This window comes from Sandaracinus amylolyticus (genome assembly GCF_021631985.1).
GTDB lineage: Bacteria > Myxococcota_A > Polyangia > Polyangiales > Sandaracinaceae > Sandaracinus > Sandaracinus amylolyticus_A.
The window spans coordinates 8,104,942-8,122,898 of sequence record NZ_CP070225.1 but is presented as its reverse complement, the minus strand read 5'-3'; the positions used below and the strand labels follow the sequence as shown (position 1 = coordinate 8,122,898).

The 17,957-nt window shown below is 71.7% G+C and carries 17 protein-coding genes; 9 read left to right on the top strand and 8 right to left on the bottom strand.

The annotated features are described in order from the left end of the window. Nucleotides 1–31 precede the first annotated feature (31 nt). Nucleotides 32–1,474 carry a hypothetical protein gene (locus I5071_RS34360; protein WP_236517530.1) on the top strand — a complete coding sequence of 481 codons (1,443 nt, stop codon included), beginning with the start codon at nucleotides 32–34 and terminating at the stop codon, nucleotides 1,472–1,474. Here I5071_RS34360 and ung read toward each other — a convergent pair whose 3' ends face one another. The 3 genes from ung to I5071_RS34345 form a co-directional block, all read right to left on the bottom strand. Then, nucleotides 1,475–2,113 (bottom strand): uracil-DNA glycosylase, encoded by a 639-nt coding sequence (gene ung, locus I5071_RS34355; protein WP_419249679.1) that lies wholly within the window; start codon nucleotides 2,111–2,113, stop codon nucleotides 1,475–1,477. Between the two features lie 17 nt (nucleotides 2,114–2,130). Then, nucleotides 2,131–3,693 carry an ADP-ribosyltransferase domain-containing protein gene (locus I5071_RS34350; protein ID WP_236517527.1) on the bottom strand — a complete coding sequence of 521 codons (1,563 nt, stop codon included), beginning with the start codon at nucleotides 3,691–3,693 and terminating at the stop codon, nucleotides 2,131–2,133. Between the two features lie 262 nt (nucleotides 3,694–3,955). After that, nucleotides 3,956–4,390, bottom strand: a complete 435-nt coding sequence (locus I5071_RS34345) for an ester cyclase (protein WP_236517525.1) — start codon at nucleotides 4,388–4,390, stop codon at nucleotides 3,956–3,958. A gap of 85 nt (nucleotides 4,391–4,475) precedes the next feature. Here I5071_RS34345 and I5071_RS34340 point away from each other — a divergent pair, with 85 nt between their 5' ends. From I5071_RS34340 to I5071_RS34330, 3 genes are all read left to right on the top strand, one after another. After that, nucleotides 4,476–5,222 (top strand): helix-turn-helix transcriptional regulator, encoded by a 747-nt coding sequence (locus I5071_RS34340; protein WP_236517524.1) that lies wholly within the window; start codon nucleotides 4,476–4,478, stop codon nucleotides 5,220–5,222. Between the two features lie 52 nt (nucleotides 5,223–5,274). Next, the gene (locus tag I5071_RS34335; protein WP_236517522.1) at nucleotides 5,275–5,787 is read left to right on the top strand and encodes a DinB family protein; all 513 of its coding nucleotides are present in this window, start codon (nucleotides 5,275–5,277) and stop codon (nucleotides 5,785–5,787) included. A gap of 68 nt (nucleotides 5,788–5,855) precedes the next feature. Beyond that, on the top strand, nucleotides 5,856–6,863 hold the full coding sequence (locus tag I5071_RS34330; RefSeq protein WP_236517520.1) for a deoxyhypusine synthase family protein: 1,008 nt from the start codon (nucleotides 5,856–5,858) through the stop codon (nucleotides 6,861–6,863). A gap of 37 nt (nucleotides 6,864–6,900) precedes the next feature. Here I5071_RS34330 and I5071_RS34325 read toward each other — a convergent pair whose 3' ends face one another. Beyond that, nucleotides 6,901–7,824: a hypothetical protein gene (locus tag I5071_RS34325; protein ID WP_236517519.1), complete on the bottom strand. Its 924-nt coding sequence runs from the start codon at nucleotides 7,822–7,824 to the stop codon at nucleotides 6,901–6,903. A 69-nt stretch (nucleotides 7,825–7,893) separates the two neighbouring features. Continuing rightward, on the bottom strand, nucleotides 7,894–8,850 hold the full coding sequence (locus tag I5071_RS34320; RefSeq protein WP_236517518.1) for a creatininase family protein: 957 nt from the start codon (nucleotides 8,848–8,850) through the stop codon (nucleotides 7,894–7,896). Between the two features lie 115 nt (nucleotides 8,851–8,965). On the opposite strand from I5071_RS34320, the gene I5071_RS34315 reads away from it, so the two are divergent. Together I5071_RS34315 and I5071_RS34310 are read left to right on the top strand one after the other, a co-directional pair. Continuing rightward, a complete protein-coding gene (locus I5071_RS34315) occupies nucleotides 8,966–9,310 on the top strand; it encodes a hypothetical protein (RefSeq protein ID WP_236517514.1) in 345 nt (114 codons plus the stop codon). A gap of 29 nt (nucleotides 9,311–9,339) precedes the next feature. Continuing rightward, entirely contained in the window at nucleotides 9,340–10,080 is a 741-nt protein-coding gene (locus I5071_RS34310; protein ID WP_236517513.1) for a TetR/AcrR family transcriptional regulator, read from the top strand. Here I5071_RS34310 and I5071_RS34305 read toward each other — a convergent pair. Further along, nucleotides 10,019–12,106 (bottom strand): serine/threonine-protein kinase, encoded by a 2,088-nt coding sequence (locus tag I5071_RS34305; RefSeq protein ID WP_236517512.1) that lies wholly within the window; start codon nucleotides 12,104–12,106, stop codon nucleotides 10,019–10,021. The genes I5071_RS34310 and I5071_RS34305 overlap by 62 nt on opposite strands. A gap of 128 nt (nucleotides 12,107–12,234) precedes the next feature. Here I5071_RS34305 and I5071_RS34300 point away from each other — a divergent pair, with 128 nt between their 5' ends. Beyond that, entirely contained in the window at nucleotides 12,235–12,726 is a 492-nt protein-coding gene (locus tag I5071_RS34300; protein WP_236517511.1) for a WbuC family cupin fold metalloprotein, read from the top strand. Nucleotides 12,727–12,729: 3 nt separating this feature from the next. Here I5071_RS34300 and I5071_RS34295 read toward each other — a convergent pair whose 3' ends face one another. Then, nucleotides 12,730–12,987: a hypothetical protein gene (locus I5071_RS34295; protein ID WP_236517510.1), complete on the bottom strand. Its 258-nt coding sequence runs from the start codon at nucleotides 12,985–12,987 to the stop codon at nucleotides 12,730–12,732. Nucleotides 12,988–12,998: 11 nt separating this feature from the next. Next, entirely contained in the window at nucleotides 12,999–14,561 is a 1,563-nt protein-coding gene (locus I5071_RS34290; protein ID WP_236517509.1) for a SulP family inorganic anion transporter, read from the bottom strand. Nucleotides 14,562–14,857: 296 nt separating this feature from the next. Here I5071_RS34290 and I5071_RS34285 point away from each other — a divergent pair, with 296 nt between their 5' ends. Both I5071_RS34285 and I5071_RS34280 read left to right on the top strand, forming a co-directional pair. After that, nucleotides 14,858–16,357 (top strand): HAMP domain-containing sensor histidine kinase, encoded by a 1,500-nt coding sequence (locus tag I5071_RS34285; protein ID WP_236517508.1) that lies wholly within the window; start codon nucleotides 14,858–14,860, stop codon nucleotides 16,355–16,357. After that, complete coding sequence (locus I5071_RS34280) at nucleotides 16,354–17,793, top strand: sigma-54-dependent transcriptional regulator (protein WP_236517507.1); 1,440 nt, start codon at nucleotides 16,354–16,356, stop codon at nucleotides 17,791–17,793. The genes I5071_RS34285 and I5071_RS34280 overlap by 4 nt, the downstream gene beginning before the upstream one ends. Nucleotides 17,794–17,957: the final 164 nt, after the last annotated feature.

The following is a 17,957-nucleotide window of genomic DNA, read 5'->3' as shown; positions in this document are numbered from 1 at the left end:
TCGTCGCGAGCGGCTCGGGCATCATCGGCCGATGGACCACCGCACACGAATCGGCGCGCTCGTCGCGCTCACGATCGCGAGCTGCGTCTCCTCGCGCGCGGACGCGCAGGATCTCGCGACCGCGCTCGCCGCGCGCTACCCGACGCGCGAGCTCGTGCCCCAGTCGTGCACGACCCGCGAGGGCGACACGATCGTGCTCGCCGCCGGGCGCATCTGCCTGCGCGATCGCGCGACCGGCCTGGTGCGCGCGGTGCGGCGCATCGCGCTCTCGAGCGACTGGATCGACACCTCCGCGGTCGCGCGCGACGGCGAGGTGCTCTTCGCGGTGACCGACCAGGGCGGCGCCGCGACGCGCTTCGCGGGGCGGGTGTGGCGATGGGACCTGACGCGCGACGCGTACCTCGGGCTCGCGCAGACCGACACCGCGCGCATCGTCGACACCGCGTTCGGCGTGCTCTACCGGACCCAGGCGGGATGGCGCCGCGTCGGCGAGGAGAGCGCGACGCGCGTGGACGCGCCCGAGGATCTGCTCGACTACGGCGTCTCGACGTTCACCCACGAGGGCGCGACGTACGTCGTGATGAGCCTGCAGCGCGTCGAGGTGGAGACCCTCGCGCTCGAGGGACGCAGCGTGCAGCTCCGCGATCACGCGTCGCTCCCGGGCACGCTGCTCTACGCCGATCGCGGCGTCGTGGTGAGCGCGGTGCAGGCGCGCGGCGGCGTGATCCAGGTGCACCTGCTGCGGCTGCCGGCGACCGAGCCGACGATCATCGTGTACCCGCCGGGCATGCGGCGGCCCACGAGCGCGAGCCTCGAGGGCGTGGGGACGCTGCTGCTGAGCGGACCGCGCGGCGAGCGCGCGAGCCTCGATCTCGCGCAGGGCACGATCACGCGCGTCGAGGCGAGCGCGCCCGCGACCCCGCCCGAGCTGCTGCGCGCGAGCTCGCTCTACAGCGCGACGCCGACCGCGCGCGGCGTGTACCTGAGCGCATCGAGCAGCGGCTACCTCCTCGACGCGAGCGGCGTGAGCACGCCGCGCACGGCACCGCGCGCTGCGCGCTCGCGCTGCCGGTGCGTCGAGGCCGATCTGGTGTGCCGCGGCGCGGAGAGCACGCCGATCGTGGGCGCGTGCGCCGAGGTCGCGGAGCTCGATCGCATCCGCGCCGACTACGCCGAGACCACGGATCGCTCGACCCAGATCACCGGCGACGGCGCGTTCCGCATCGATCGCCTCGAGGCCGATCTGGTGCGGGTGACGAGGCTGCGCGACGGCGCGCGCCTGTGGACGCGCATCGTCGACGGCGCGCTCTTCGCGCAGCTCGACGACGGGACGTACTTCCTCTCGAACCGCGATCTCGCATCGCGCTTCGCGGTGCGCGAAGGCGCGCTCACGACCGGCGCGGTGACGCCCCTCGCGCCCCGCGCGGCCCAGCTGTTCCGCGAGACGTTGATCGCCGAGTTCTTCGCGCCTTGATCACAGCGTCCAGTCGAACGGCGCTTCGCCGATGCCGCGCAGCGCCGCGTCGATCTTCGAGAACGGCTTCGATCCCTTGAAGTGTTTGATCGAGAGCGGCGACGGATGCGCGCCCGAGACCACGCGATGCCGCGTCGCGTCGAGCAGCTTCTCCTTCTTCTTCGCCGCGGTCCCCCACAGCACGAACACCATCGGTCGCTCGCGCGCCGAGAGCGCCGACAGGATCGCGTCGGTGAACGTCTCCCAGCCGCGCTTCTGATGCGAGTTGGCCTCGCGCGCCCGCACCGTGAGCACGGTGTTGAGCAAGAGCATCCCGCGCTCCGCCCACTTGGTGAGCGAGCCGGTCGTCGCGATCGGCACCCCGAGATCGCTCTCGAGCTCGCGGTACATGTTCGCCAGCGACGCGGGCGGCTTCACCCCTTCGCGCACCGAGAAACACAGCCCGTGGGCGTGCCCCGGGGTCGGATAGGGGTCTTGTCCCAGCAGCACCACGCGCACGTCGTCGAACGACGTGCGCTCGAGCGCGGCGAACACCTCGTCGTCGGCGGGAAACACCTCGTGCAGCGCCCGCTCCGCGGCGACGAATTCCGTAAGCTCGCGCCAGTACGGCTTCTCGAGCTCGGCACCCAGGATCGGCATCCAGCTCTTCGGGATCTTCACGCGACGAGCCTCGGCTGGGTGCTCTCCTCGAGCACAACGGTGGTCAGGCCACTGCTCTCGGAGCGCACGTCGCGCACCAGCAGCGACGTGCCGGGCGCGAGCACCAGCTCTTCTTCGCCGGTGAACGCGCTGAGATCGCGGATGCTCACCGCGCTCCTCGTGTGCACCTCGAAGAGCGTGCGCCGCCCCGATGCGCCGAGGAACCCGCGCGCCACCGCGAGCTTCGACGTGCACGACGACACGCCCCACCACGTGATCGTGCCGCCACGCGGATACTCGCTGCGCAGATCCTTGGCGACCCCGCGATAGAGCACCGCGTCGCTCGCCGGCAGCTTCGAGAGCCCCGAGAGCAGGAGGCGCAGGTACGCGCGATAGAGATCCGCCGCGCGGCGATCGGGATCGCGCAGCGCCGCGTTGAGCTTCTTGTAGAGCGCGGTCTCGAGCGTGTAGAGCACGACCGCCGCGATCTCCTCGACGTCGAGCGGCACCGAGCCCGCCTTCTTCGCCGCGAGCTCGCGCGCCTTCTTGCCCCAGTGCGCCATGCCGCGATCGATCGGCGCGAGCGTCTCGAGCACCGCCGCGAAGTCGGGGCGCGGAAGATCGAAGATGCCGGTGATCGGCGCGAGCACCGCCGCGCGCTCGTCGCCGACGCTCTGGAGTCGATCGAGGTAGAGCTTGTGGAGCTCCATCGTGCGATCGATGAACTCGCCCATCCGCGCCGACTCGGTGCCCGCGCTGAAGCCCTGCTTGGGCAGCCAGTCGACCTCGGCCATGCCGAGCTCGCGCAGCGCGTCGTTCACGTCGCCGAAGTGATTGCCGTTGCAGAACGCATCGCCCATCGCGGCGGGGTTCGGGTGCTCGATGTGACGCACCGGCACGTCGGGCATCCGCGCGTGCACCTTGTCGACGACCTTGCGCAGCGCCTTCGCGTGGTTGCCCCACCACGCGAACACCACGCCGCGATGCGAAGCGGGCGCGCTGCGCTTCGCGGTGAGGATCGCCTCGATCACGCGCTCGACGACCGGCTTCCAGAACGCGGTGTGCTGCGCGGTGGTGAGCGAGTCGTCGGTCGACGCGGTGAGCGACGCGTTCAGCAGCAGCACGCCCTGCGCGAGCATCGCGCCGAACCACTCGGGCGGCGCGACCACCTCGTGCTGCTTCAAGAGGCGGCGGATCGCATCGGTCGACGTCGACTTGTCGACCCCGTGCTTCCACATGCACGCGGCCTTCACGATGCAGCGGATCGACGTGACCTTGCCGAAGCGCGCGTCGCTCCAATCGCCGAACGCGTTGTCGAACATCGCGATGCCGGTCGCCGACTCGACCCGCGGATACGGGTTCTGCCCGAACACCACGACGTTCCAGCGCTCCGGTGGGTTCGGCTTGAGCGCCTGGAACGTGAGCTCGCGAACCGGCACCACCGTCTTGGCGCGCGCGGGCCCGATGAAGTCGGGCGCATCGCGCAGCGCCGCGAGCGTGGGCGCGAGCAATGGCTGCCACGGCTCGCCCCCACCCTCGAAGAGCTCTCGCAACCGAAGCGGATCGTTCTCGTCCGACATGGCTCCCTCCGCGTGCGCAGAGAGTACGTCGGATGGGGATCGCAGCTCCCGCTGCGGACGGTCCCCCGGCGTCGTCGTCCTGGCGATCGTCTCTTCGGCGTCCGGCGACGACGACGCTGCGGCCGACGAGCCTTCGACCTCCGGCGCCGCTCCGATCGACGCTCCCACCCCGTCGGCGACGAGCCCCGCGGGCGCCTGAGCACGATCGATGGAACGCGACGGCGGCCGAGAGCGAGGCGCTTCCTCTCGACCCGGCGCTGGGTCAGCGCGAGGGAGCCAACCCCAGCTGCTGCATGAGGGCGAGGCTGTCCATGAGGTTCCACGACTGCACGATGAGACCTGCGTCGTCGAATCGGTGCAGGTCCCAGAACGTCGTCACGACCTGCTTGCCGGTCGGCGGCACCGCCATCACCGCCGTCGTGTGCGTCGCGGTGGCGATGCAGCGGCCCATCACCCAGTCGTCTTCCGCGACGACGTGGGCGACCTCCAGTCGGAGGTCGGGCCAGCCAGCGAACGTTCCCTCCAGGAACGCACGGATGTGCTCGCGACCAGGCGGCGTCGGCTGCGACAGGATCTGGTGCTCTGGCGCATAGAACGCGAGGCACCGGTCGAGCTCGCGCGCGTTGTAGGCTGCCTTGGCGGCGACGTAGTTGGCCTTGTTCCGGGCGGTGATCGGACGACCGTCGGTGACGTTCACGGGGCTCCTCCGCGGCTCTCGACGTTCGTATCACTGCGCGCGCGCCACCTCGTTGAACGAACGTGCGACCCGGTAGACTGGACCGATGCCCGAGCGTCCGTCGCGCTTCGCGAGCTCGCTCTTCGCGTTCGTCGCGAGCACCCTGGCGCCGCACCGCAACCCCGTGACCTGCGTCCTCGCCGGCCTCGACCGGCCGCTCGCCGTCTGCACGCCGTCGGAGCGCATCGAGGGGGACATCGTGATCATCCGCCCGGACGTCGAGCATCGGGTGGAGATCCACGGACGCGCGAAGGTGCTGTACTTCGACGGCCTCGAGTTTCCGCTCACCGCAGCGCTCGCGGCCCGTGTGCCACCCGAGCTCGCCGCGCTCGCGGTGGATGCGCTGGGCTCGGACGCGGCCGCTCAGGCGGAGCTGCGCATCCGCTTCTCGCGGGGTCGAGCGCGAGCGCCGGCCGTGGTCGCGCGGGCCATCGAGGCCATCGTCGCCGACCCGATGTTGCGGATGGGGCAGGCGGAGCTCGCGCATCGGCTCGGGGTCGAGCGCACGCAGGCGATGCGTGCGTTCAAGCTCGCCACGGGCATGACGTTCCGCGGGCTCAAGAGGTGGACGGCGCTCTGTGCGGCGACCCGCCGGATCGCCGAGGGTGAGCTGGTGCGGACCGCGGCGATGGACGCAGGCTTCGCCGACACCGCGCATCTCACCCGCACGTTCCGCGCGACCTTCGGGACCACGCCGACGCTGGCGACCGCCGATCGTCGATCGCTGCACGGAGCGCTCGAACCACGAACGGCACCCAGCCGCCGACCTCGAGGTCCACGAGCCCCTCTCTGACGCGGCTCGAGACGCCAGCCGGCGTGAGCCGAGGTACGCTCCGCGCGAACACATGACCCCCGAACTCGCCCGCGTGATGGCTCGTTACAACCGCTGGATGAACGACAAGCTCTACGCCGTCGCGGAGAAGCTCACGGACGAGGAGCGCAAAGCCGATCGCGGCGCGTTCTTCCGCTCCGTGCACGGAACGTTCAACCATCTCCTCCTCGCCGATCGCGTGTGGCTGGGGCGCTTCACCGGCGCCCAGCTGCAGCCGGGCGAGCTCGGACCGGGCGGCATCCGCGCACTCGATCAGGAGCTCTATGCGAGCTTCGACGAGCTCCGTCGCGAGCGGGCGAAGACCGATGACGAGCTCGAAGCGTTCGTCGCGACGCTGACCGAGGAGACGCTCGCCGGGCCGCTGCGGTACTCGCGCCGCGGCGTCGCGAACGAGTTTCCGCTCTGGCACGCGGTCGCCCACGTGTTCAATCACCAGACGCACCACCGCGGCCAGGTGACGACGCTCCTCATGCAGGCCGGCCACGATCCGGGCGTGACGGATCTCGTGGCGATGCTCCGGGCGTGATCGCGAGCGCTCGCGTCCGTCGCCCGGAGCGCTATCTTCGGCGCCCTGTTTTTCGAGGAGACCAGACGATGAGCACCGTGCGCGCGTTCATGGACCGCCACTTCCTGCACTTCAACAGCCGCGAGGTCGTGGACGCCGCGAAGGCGTACGAGGCGCACATCAAGAGCGGCGGCAAGATGATGGTCACCCTCGCGGGCGCGATGAGCACCGCGCGCATCGGGCGCATCCTCGGTCGCCTCATCCGCCAGGGCTACGTGCACGCGATCTGCTGCACCGGCGCGAACCTCGAGGAGGACGTGTTCAACCTCCTCGCCGCGAACGACTACAAGATCATCCAGGACTGGCGAGCGCTGCGCGCCGAGGACGAGAAGGCGCTCTACGACCAGGGCTACAACCGCGTCACCGACACCTGCATCCCCGAGACGATCATGCGCCACCTCGAGGAGCGCCTGATCGACGTGTGGAGCAAGGCCGCCAAGAGCGGTGAGCGCAAGTTCGAGAGCGAGTTCCTCTTCGAGGTGCTCGGCGATCCCTCGCTCGAGCAGCACTACCAGATCCCGAAGGACGACTCGTGGATGCTCGCCGCGAAGGAGATGGGCATCCCGGTCTACTCGCCCGGCTGGGAGGACTCGACCACCGGCAACATGTTCGCGGCCGCGTGCTGGCGCGGTGACGTGTCGACGCACACCGTCGTGAAGACCGGCACCGAGCAGATGGAGCACCTGATGCGTTGGTACCTCGACGCGTCGGGCTACAACGCGATGAAGAAGCAGGGCGCGTCGAAGCTCGACAAGCCGAGCGTCGGCTTCTTCCAGATCGGCGGCGGCATCGCGGGCGACTTCGCGATCTGCGCGGTGCCCGCGATGATCCAGGACCTCGAGATGGAAGACTGCCCGTTCTGGGGCTACTTCGCGCAGATCAGCGACGCGGTCACGAGCTACGGCGGCTACAGCGGCGCGGTGCCCAACGAGAAGATCACGTGGGGCAAGCTCGAGGTCGACACGCCGAAGTACATGATCCAGAGCGACGCGACCATCGTCGCGCCGCTGATCTTCGCGTACCTGCTCGGCGAGTGAGTGATCGCGAGGCGCTACGGATTCCGTAGCGCCTCGCTCACGCGCGACGACGGCGCACGCCGAGCGCGATCATCGCGGCCGCGAGCAGCGCGAACGCACCGCTGCTCGCGCGTGCGCCCGGCGACGACACGCTGCACACCGACACCACGGGAGACGCCGGCGGCACCTCCTCGTCGGGTTCTTCGACGTCGCCGCAGTCGAGCTCGATCTCGATCTCGTCGCTCGCGATCGGCTCGTCCGATCCCGGCAGGAACGCGCGGCGCTGCACGACGTGCGTGCCTTCTTCGAGGTCCGACACGAGCTGTCCGGGGGTCGGCGCTTCGCACGCGACGAACACCACCGCCGGCACGCTGCCGCCGAGCGTCGACGTCCCGTGCAAGAACACCTCGCCGTCGACCAGGGTCTCGTAGCGCAGGAGAGCGCCCCACGCGTCGGTGTGCTCGTCGAGCGTCACGTGCAGGTCGACCGCGATCGAGTCGATCGTGCTCGAGCACGGGCCCGATGCGTCCGCGACCGTGACCTCGCGCCGAACGGGCGCGTCCGCGTGCAGCGTGCCCAGCGTGGTCGGGGCGTCGGCGGGCGGGCCGATGCGCACGGTCGTCGTGCCTTCCTGCGACTGGAGCGAGTCGGTGCACGCGTGGGTCTCGCGCACCGTCCACACGTCACCCTCGAGCGCGCCGTCGAGGTGCACCACGGGGCCGTCCGCGGTGAGCTCGACCTCGGTCGACGCGCCGTCGCGCACGATCGTCGCGCGGACGGTGCTCGACCGGACCGCGCCGCTCCACCTCTCGATCGCCAGCGTCGCGCCGTTCTCGGGCACCACCGGGATCTCGTCGGCCGTCTCGACCGACTGCGGGACGAAGGACACCGCGGCGCACGCAGGCGCCGAGCAAGCCGACGCCGGTGACGAGACCGCCGCGACCGAGAGCAATGCGGCGACGACGAGCATCTTCCTGAGCAAGCGACCCCCTCTCGAGGCACGTTCGTGTGCCTCGATGTGTCGCGCTCGCTCAGAGCACGTCGCGGGCCATCAAGCGCCCTTCGGCTTCGGCTGCAGGCGCCCGTTCGCGGTCAGCTTCGCGATCCAGCGCATCGGCGGCTCGGGCGCTTCGCGTCGTCCCTCGAGGACGTCGTCGATCAGCTTCGCGCAGCTCTTCGCGATCTCGTCGGCGAACACCTTGCCGCTCTCGGGGCGCGCGAGGTGCGGCGCGCTCGTGTAGCCGGGGAAGGGCGAGAGCGCGTGCCATCCGAGCGCCATCGCGATGAGCTCGAGCTCGCCCGCGAGCTCGTCCTTGCCCATCCCGCGCGCGACGCGCGAGGCGTGGATCATCGCGCGATCGGGCACGATCGTCGGGCAGGGCGGCACGTCCTGCCAGCCGCGCACCGAGTGCGGCGCGTAGTGCAGCGCCATCGACGTCTCGAAGAAGCCGGCGTGGAAGTCGTGCCGCAGCGTCTCGATCATGCGCGCGCGCTCGCGCGTGTCCTTGATGTGATCGAACGCGCGCACGAAGCGCGTCCCGTCGAGCCGGCACAGCTCGCGGAGCGCCTCGTTGAACGGGTTGAGCGCCGCCACGCCGCGCTCGCGCAGCCACGCGAGGCCGGGCTCGATCGCGAGCGAGTGCAGCGGCGCGCCGTGCCACGTCATCGCGATCACGCGGTGCGCGCCGAGCGATCGCAGCGCGCGGCACGCCTCCATCACGGTGTCGCGCACGATCGGGAAGGGCAGCGTGCGGGTGCCCGGGCCGGGCGTGGGATCGCACCCGACCTCGAGATCCGCGGCGACGACGAAGGGCTCGTGCTCGCCGCACAGCAACGCGTGCACCTCGCGCGCGAGGCCGGTCGAGATGAGCCGGTCGTTGTGCAGCGAGAGATGTGGACCGTGGTACTCGACCGGGTTCACCGGGAGCCACACGCGCACGCCGCGCGCGCAGAGCGCACGGGCCTCGCGATGGGAGAGCTCGAAGAGCGGAATCGTCTCGTTCGCCATCGCGCGACCAACCTCTCTCTCGGGTTGGCGCAGCGTAGCGCCGACCCGTCGTCGCGGCCTTGACCTATCGAGCGATAGGCTCCAGCCTATCGATCGATAGGGAGGGCAGCGGACCATGCACCCGCACCACCACGGGACCCACTTCTGTCGACACTGCGATCACGCCGTCACTCCGGTGCGCCCGGGGCGGCCCTGGATCTTCCGGCTCGCGCTCGCGATCACCGCGCTCGGCGGCGTGCTCGCGGTGCTCGCGTCGAGCCTGATCGGCCCGTTCATCATGTTCGCGGTGCCGCTCATGGCGCTCTACGGCTTCGCGCTCGGGCCGCTGCACTGGCTCGCGACGATGCCCGCGGTGTGCCCGGGCTGCCGCCGTGAGACGCCCTACCGCAGCCGCGAAGAAGCGCGCGCCAGCGTGCCCACGCGCCGCCCGGTGCGCGCGTCGATGCGGGCCGCCGCTTGATCTCGCCGCGCGCGTGATAGAACGCGCGCATGCCGCGGACCGCGGACGAGCGCACGTGGGGCGGCCAGGAGCTGAGCGAGCGACATCGCGAGGTCCTGCGCGCCGCGCTGCATCTCTTCGCGGAGCGCGGCTACGCGGGCGCGAGCCTGCGCGAGCTCGCGCGTCGGCTCGGGATGCAGCAGCCCAGCCTCTACCACTACTTCCGCAGCAAGGAAGAGCTGGTCGATCAGATCCTCACGACGTTCGGGTTCGGCGGCGTGCAGAGCGTGCCCGCGGGCACGTCGATCCCCGATCGCGTCGAGGATCTGCCGCGCGCGCTCGGCGACATCGTCGAGGCGATGTACGAGCAGACCGACTGGCCGATCTTCGTGCGCTTCCTGTTCAACCTCTCGCTCGAGCAGCCGCTCTACGCGGAGCGCCTGCGCGTGATGTTCGTCGAGACGGTCGGCGGGCTCTTCACGACGATGCTCTCGCACTACGTCGACTCGGGGCAGGTCGACGCGCGCGAGATCGAGCTGCTCTCGCGCATGGTCGTGAACGCGATCGGGCTGCTCTACATCGAGCAGTACGTCGTGTTCCCCCAGGGCGCGGGGCGCGGCCACGCGATGCGCCCGTACATCGACTTCGTGGTGCGAGTGGCCGAGCTCGCGCTCGCGTCGCGAGGCCCCGACGGGCGCATCTTCCCGGCCACCACCGAGAAGCCGGTGGCTACTCCGCCTGCGCGCGGAGATCGAAGAACTCGCGGGCGTGGCCGCCCGGCGGGACGGTGATCGAGCGGACGTGCTCCTCGCCGTCGCGATCGACGAAGCGAAGGCGCACCGAGCCCGACTGCACCTCGACGTCGCCGATGGGCGTGGTGCCGAGCAGGCGGCCACCGACGTAGACCTTCGACCACGGCCGCGAGTTGATCGACACGCGTCCCGGCGGCGCCGCGGGCTCGCGCTCGCGCCGTGACGTGCGAGGCGTGCGAGGCTCTGCCGCCGCGGGCGGCTCGGCTTCGACTTCGTCTTCTTCGACGACGGGCGCGATCGCAGAGAGCACCGCGACCAGCTGCGCGCGATCGCCGGCGCGCAGATCGATCGCGCGCTCCCAGCCGTCGTGCCCCTCGGCGCGCAGCCGCACGAGGTAGTGGCCGGGCGGGAGCAGGCCGATCTCCATCGGCGTGGTGCCCACCTCGCCGCGATCCGCGAGCTCGATGCGCGCGCCGCTCGGCGTGCTGTCGACGTAGATCGCGCCGGTCGTCGGCGCGGCGTGGACCTCGCCGGGGCCCGCGCCGACGGTCGGGATCACCACCTCGCTGTGCGCGCCCTGCGCGCCCATCGTGTACGCGACCCACGCGCCGACGCCGCCGGTCACCGCGAAGAGCAGCAGGCCCGCCGCGACCATCAGCATGCCGAGCACGCGCCGGCGCGGCGGCACGATCGACGAGGGTCGCTCGTCGTCGTGAGGCGTCGCGAGCTCGATGCGCTGGGTCGCGTTCGCCGGCGGCGGCAGCGAGGACATCGCATCGTTCTCGCCGCTCGGCACCGCCGCGCGCGGCGGCGGCATGCTGAGGCGTCGATCGAGCTGCGGGCCCGCCTTGATCTCGCTCGCGAAGAGGTCGTGCATGAGCTCGCCGACCTTCGCCGCGAGCACCACGGTGCCGCTGCGCGCGAGCACCTGCTCGATCGCCATCTGCATCTCGGCGGCGGACTGGAAGCGCTGCTCGGGCTTCTTCGCGATCGCGCGTGCGATGAGCGACTCGAGCTCCCGCTGGATCTCGAGGCGCGGCTCGCGCGACGTGATCGCCTCGGCGAGCGGCGGCGCGTCCTCGTAGACGATCGCGCGCATCGTGTCGAACTCGGTCTGCCGCTTGAACGGGTTGCGACCGGTGAGGATCTCGTAAAGGCAGAGGCCCAGCGCGAACACGTCGGCGCGCGCGTCGATCGGCTCGCCGAGGCACTGCTGCGGCGACATGTACGCGAACTTGCCCTTCACCACGCCGGCCTCGGTGCGCGTCGAGTGGCTCGCGGCCTTCGCGATGCCGAAGTCGAGCAGCTTCACCGGCCCGTCGTAGCTGACCATGACGTTCTGCGGGCTGACGTCGCGGTGCACGATGCCGAGCGGCTCGCCCTGCGAGTCGCTCGCGCGATGGGCGTAGTCGAGCGCTTCCGCGACCATCGCGGTGATGCGCAGGGCGACCGGGATCGGCACGCCTCCGCGCTCGCGCGCGCGACGGATGAGCTTCGACAGCGGCATGCCGTCGACCCACTCCATCGCGATGTAGTAGCTGCCCGACTCCTCGCCGAACGCGTAGACGTGGCAGATGTTCGGGTGGTTGAGGTGCATCGCGAGGCGCGCCTCGTCGACGAACATCTCGACGAAGTGCTCGTCCTCCGCGACGTGCGGGAGCACGCGCTTGAGCACGACGTGGCGCCCCGCGCGCCCGGTCTCGCTGACCTCGCGCGCGAGGAAGATCTCCGCCATGCCGCCGAACGCGATGCGTCCCAGCAGGTCGTAACGACCGAAGCGCGCGAGCGAGGGCGCGCGCGAGAGCGAGGCGCGGCCCGAGTGCGTGACCGGCTCGATGTCTTCGAGGGAGACCTGCTCGGAGGGCAGCGCCTGCGCGTTCGCGAGCGAGATCTCCTGGGTCATCCAGTCGCGCGACGAGCCGTCGGGTGGCGTCGGGATCGCGAGGCCGGGCGTGGGCGTCGGCGCGGCACCGGCGGCCTGGACGCGCGCTTTGGGGACAGGTCGGGCTCGCGGGAGCTCCGGGAGCGGAGGCGCAGGAGGTGCGTCCTTGTTTGACCGGTCCATGACGGCGAACGAGCCAGTATACCCCGCACGCGACAATTGGCGCGTAAACGTGCGGTGTCGCGCACGTTACCGAGGACCGCGAACGATCTCGTACACGTGAACGGGCACGTGTGCTCATGTTGGGCCCTGTGACCAACAGGGTGCAGCTGATCGACGAGGCGCTCTTCGAGACGACGCTCGCGCGTGCGGCGAGCTCGGCGCGAGGGCGGACGAACCACAATTTCCATCCGTCGCTCGACGACAACCCGCACCGCTTCTTGAACGTGATGACGCGCGGCACGTACATCACGCCGCATCGACATCTCGACCCCGCGAAGAGCGAGACCTTCGTGATCCTGCGCGGCGAGGTCGCGTTCTTCGTGTTCGACGATCGCGGGGAGATCGAGCGCTGCGACATCCTCGGCGATCCGCTGCAGCGCGCGCACGCGTGCGGCATCGACATCGCGCCGGGCGTCTGGCACTCGCTCGTGGTCCGCAGCGAGAGCGCGATCTGCTTCGAGGTGAAGCCGGGGCCCTATCAGGTCGCGAACGACAAGGACTTCGCGTCGTGGGCCCCGCGCGAGGGCGAGCCCGGCTGCGCGGCGTACCTCGAGAAGCTCACGAAGCACGCCACGCGCTGACGCTCACCGGCGCCCGCTGCGATCGGCGGTGACCGTGGCGCCGAGGCCGATCAGGAACACGATCAGCGCGGGCCCGCGGGGCCCGTCGCTGCCGGTCGCGAGCACCGCTGCCGCGACGATCGCCATCGCCGGGCCGACCAGCAGCGCGACACCCGCCCAGGTGGCGCGTGCGCTCCGTCGCGCACGCGCCGCCGCGCTCGTGCTCTCCGCCGTCTCGTCTCGTTCGACCGTCGCCGTCGCGCTGCGATCCATCGCGTCCACCTCCACGAGCCTCACTCGGCTCCATCGAGCGCCAGCGCGTCGAGGCCGGATCGGGCCTCGCCCTCGCTCGGGCGCGGTAGATTGCTCTCGCGTCGCGCGCGGACCTGCGCGATGCCCGCGAGATCGCGCTCGAGCGCGTCGACCGGGACCGCGTCGCCGGGCACGACCTCGATGCGCGTGCCGCGCGCTGCCAGCGGGGAGAGCGCGGTGCGGAGCGCGGCGATGCCGCTCGCGTCCCAGTGGGTCACGCCCTCGAGCTCGATGACGAGCGCGCGCGTCTCGTCGCCGGGGATGCCGCGCACGAGCTGCTGCGCGCGGTGCTGCGACGCGAACACCAGCGGGCCTTCGAGGCGCGCGACGCGCGTGCGGCCGAGCACGTGCGTGTCGAGCCGGAGCGCAGCGCCCTGCGCGCTCACGTGCTCCACCACCGCGAGCGCGAAGCCGATCAGCAGGCCCTCGACGAAGCCGGTCGTGACGATCGCGATCGCGGTCGCGACGAACACGATGGCCTCGAAGCGGCGCACCTTCGCGAGCTTCGCGAGCTCGCTCAGATCGATCAGCTTCGCGCCGACGACGAGGAGGACGCCCGAGAGCGCCGCGAGCGGCACGACGTCGAGGTGCGGCCCGAGCACGAGCACCACCGCGAGCAGCACGATCGACTGCACGACGCCGCAGAGGCGCGTGCTGCCGCGCGCCTCGATCGCCGCGACGCTGCGCACGACCGCGGCCGCGACCGGCATGCCGCCGAACGCGGCGCACGCCAGGTTCGCGACGCCCTGCGCGACGAGCTCCTGATCGGGGCGGTGCGCGGGGCCGCCGGTGCGCGCGTCGATGCTCACCGCGCAGAGCAGCGAGTCCACCGAGGCCAGCGCCGCGAGCGCGAGCGCGCTCGGCACCAGCGCCGCGAGATCCACACGGTCGAGGCTCGGCACGTGGAGCGCGAGCGCGTTGCCGTGCAGCGGTGCGACGCGCTCGACGTCGAGGCCGAGCCACGCGACGACGCCCACCGCGAGCGAGAGCGCGACGAGCGGCGCGGGGACTCGCGGCGCGACGCGCGGGAGCACGATCAACACGAGCATCACCACGGCGCCGATCGCGATCGCGAGCACGTCGGGGGAGACGTCGGGCAGCGCGATCGCGAGCGCGGCGACGCGCCGCCCGTCGTGCACGCCGATCAAGTGCGGCAGCTGCGAGTCGAACACCATCACGCCCACCGCCGCGAGGAAGCCCCCGACGACCGGCCGTGGCAGCAGGCGCACCAGCCCGCCGACCCGCAGCACGCCGAGCGCGATCTGCACCGCGCCCGCGATCGCCGTCGCGATCAGCATTCCGTCGATGCCGTGGGTCGCGACGATCGCCGCGGTGAGCGGCGCGAGCGCGACCTCGGGACCGGTCACGTTGAGGCGCGAGCCGCCGAAGAGCGACGCGATCAGCCCACCGATCGCGCCGCTCACGAGGCCCGCGGCGGGCGGCAGATCGCATGCGACCGCGAGCGCGAGGTTGAGCGGGATCGCGACCATCGCGACCACCAGACCGGCGCCGACGTTCGCGCCGGCGGTGCGCCGGTCGAACATCTCTCGCCACGACGCGAGGGTGTCGGCGAAGGCGCTGGGGGACCGTTCGGGATGAGCCACGGGGCGCGCCCTGGTCCACGTCGCGTGCCACCTCGGGATCGCCGTGAAACGCGCGGCTCCGCGCGCCACCGTCGTGGATCACCGACAGGTCTCACCGACACCGTCGGCGAGGACCGACGGTCTTCGCGCGGATCTCGCGATATGTTCGGAGGAACCCGACGGAACGCCGAATGCTGAGGATTCCGACGCGCGCCCCGCAGCCCCGCCGCGCTCGCTGGCTCCAGCGATGGAACCGAATGCGTCTCTTCTCGCGCCTCGTCGTCTCCCACGCCGCTCCGCTCCTCGTCGTCACGGCAGCGCTCGCGATCGTGCTCGGCGCGCTCGGGCGCATGACGCAGCTCGTCGTGGAGCTCGGTGAGGACGAGCTCGGCACGCTCGCGCGCGAGGGTGCGCTGCACGAGGCGGACTGGAACCTCGATCTCTCGATGCGCCACGCGCTCGCGCGCTGCGCGCGCGGTGAAGAAGAGGCGGCGACCGAGCCGATCGAGCGCAATGCGGAGATCCTGCGCGAACGGCTGAGGGGCACCGCGCCGGTCTCGCAGCCGCTGCGTCGCGCGTCGGTCGGATACCTCGACCTCGCGGACCGGCTGCTCGGGTCGGGCGTGTGCTCGCCGTACAGCGCGACCGCGGAGCACGAGCGCAGCGAGCTCGACGCGCGGATCACGACGATCTGGGTCGAGCGCCTCGCGGAGCTCCACGCGGCAGCGCGCGCGCAGGAGGGCGACGTCGGGCGGCTCGGCACGAGCGCGCTGGTCGCGGGCGTGTTGCTCGCGGCGATCGCGCTGGTGTTCGCGATGTGGACCGCGCGGCGCATGGCGGCGGAGATCAGCCAGCCGCTCGCCGAGATCTCGCGCGTGGCGCAGCGCCTCTCGCGCGGCGACTTCGGCGAGTCGCTCGCAGCGGAAGGCCCGGTGGAGATCGTGGAGCTCGCGGAGGAGCTCGAGCGCATGCGCGTGCGGCTCGCCGAGCTCGAGAGCTTGAAGCAGGGGTTCCTCGCGTCCATTTCCCACGAGCTGCGAACTCCCCTCTCGAAGATCCGCGAGGCTCTCGCGCTGCTGATGGACGGCGCGTGCGGGCCGCTCCAGGAACGTCAGGCGCGCGTGGTCGGCATCGCCCGCACCGCGTGCGAGCGCGAGATCCGCATCGTGACCACGCTCCTCGATCTCTCGCGCCTGCGCGCGGGCACGCCGCTGCGGCGTCGCGGCGGGGTCTCGGTCGACGACGTGCTCGCGAACGCAGTGGCGGAAGAAGGCGCCGACGCGCGGGCGCGCCGGATCACGATCGAGGTGGAGCGCGAGGGCGACACGGTGCGCACCGCGCTCGACGAGGCGCTGCTCGAGCGCGCGTTCGCGAACCTGATGCGCAACGCAGTGTCGGTCTCGAAGGCGGGCCAGGTGGTGCGCGTCACGCGCACGATCGAGCGCGTCGACGGACGCAGCGTCGCGGTGGTGCGGGTGCGCGACGAAGGGCCGGGCGTGCCCGACGAGGTGCGCGACACGCTCTTCGAGCCCTTCGTCACCGTCGCGGTCGACGACTCGCCCAAGGCGCTGGGCATCGGGCTCGGGCTCGCGCTCGCGCGCGAGGTCGCGCGCGCCCACGGCGGCGAGCTCGAGCTCGAGGCGAACGTCGAGCGCGGCGCGTGCTTCGTGATGAAGCTGCCCCTCGACGGACGCGAGAGCGCGCCGCCGCGTGCGCTCGGAGGCGCGCCGCTCGGCGTGCTGGGAGCGTCCTCGTGAGCGCGCGAGGTCACGTGCTCGTCGTCGATGACGAGGAGGATCTCTGCGAGCTGCTCTCGATGCGCCTCGAGCACCACGGCTTCCGTGCGACGATCGAGACGACGGGCCGCGGCGCGCTCGAGGTGCTGGAGCGCGAGATCGTCGACGCGATGATCCTCGATCTGCGCCTCGACGGAGAGGACGGCCTCGACGTGCTCGAGGCGGTGCAGCGGCGCTCGCTCGATCTGCCGGTGATCGTGCTCACCGCGCACGGCACCGTGGAGACCGCGGTCGCGGCGCTGCATCGCGGCGCGTACGGGTTCCTCACCAAGCCGTTCCACGATCACGAGCTGCTCTCGAAGGTCGAGCACGCGGTCGAGCGGGTGCGGCTGCGGCGCGAGGTCGCGGGGCTCCGTCGTCTCGTCGGCGACGAGGGCGATGGCGCGCGACTGCTCGGCACCAGCGCGCGCATCGAGGAGGTGCGCGAGCGCATCGCGCGGGTCGCGCGCTCGGACGCGAGCGTGTTGCTCCTCGGCGAGTCGGGCACCGGCAAGGAGCTCGCGGCGCGCATGCTCCACTCGCTCTCGCCGCGCGCGCAGGGACGCTTCGTCGCGATCAACTGCGGCGCGTTGCCCGCGGATCTGCTGGAGAGCGAGCTCTTCGGGCACGTGCGCGGCGCGTTCACCGGCGCGGTGCGCGACAAGGAGGGCCTCTTCGCGGCCGCGAGCGGCGGGACGCTGCTGCTCGACGAGGTGGGCGACGCGCCGCCGCAGGTGCAGGTGAAGCTGCTGCGCGTGCTGCAGGAGCGCGAGGTCGTCGCGGTGGGCGCGACCCGCGCGACGCCGGTCGACGTGCGGGTGGTCGCGGCGACGCATCGTGATCTGCGCGCCGCGGTCGAGCGCGGTGCGTTCCGCGAAGATCTCTTCTACCGACTCCACGTGGTGCCGGTGGAGATGCCCGCGCTGCGCGATCGCCGCGAGGACATCCCGCTGCTCGCCGAGCTCTTCCTCGCGCGCGCGGCGTCGCGTCATCGCCTCGTCGATCCCCACCTCACGAGCGACGCGCTGCGCATCCTGCGCACCCACGACTGGCCGGGGAACGTGCGCGAGCTCGCGAACGTGATCGAGGGCGCGGCGCTGCTCGCGCCCGACGGAGTGCTGCGCCCGCAGCACGTGCTCGCGGTGCTGGCGCGCGGCGGCGACGAGCGCCGCACCCCCGACGTCGACGCGCCGGAGGGCGCACCGCCGCTCGATGCGCGCGACCTGGTGCGAGCCCGCGAGCTGCCCCCGCTGCGCGAGGCGCGCGAGGCCTTCGATCGCGCGTACCTCGAGGAAGCGCTGCGTCGCGCGGGCGGGAACGTGAGCGCGGCAGCACGGCTCGCCGGGCGCAATCGCACCGATTTCCACGCGCTCTTGAAGCGCCACGGGCTCTCCCCCGGCGATTTCCGCGAGAGCTGAGTCTCCCGGGGGCTGCGCGCATCGTTTTCTGGTCGCGCCAGGAGTGCTCGCGAAGCAGCCGGCGGACGGTAGTGCCCGCCTCGGGCACGGACGGTATCCGGCTGCGCCGCGAGCCGATCGTTTTCTGGTCGCGCCAGGAGTGCTCGCGAAGCAGCCGGCGGACG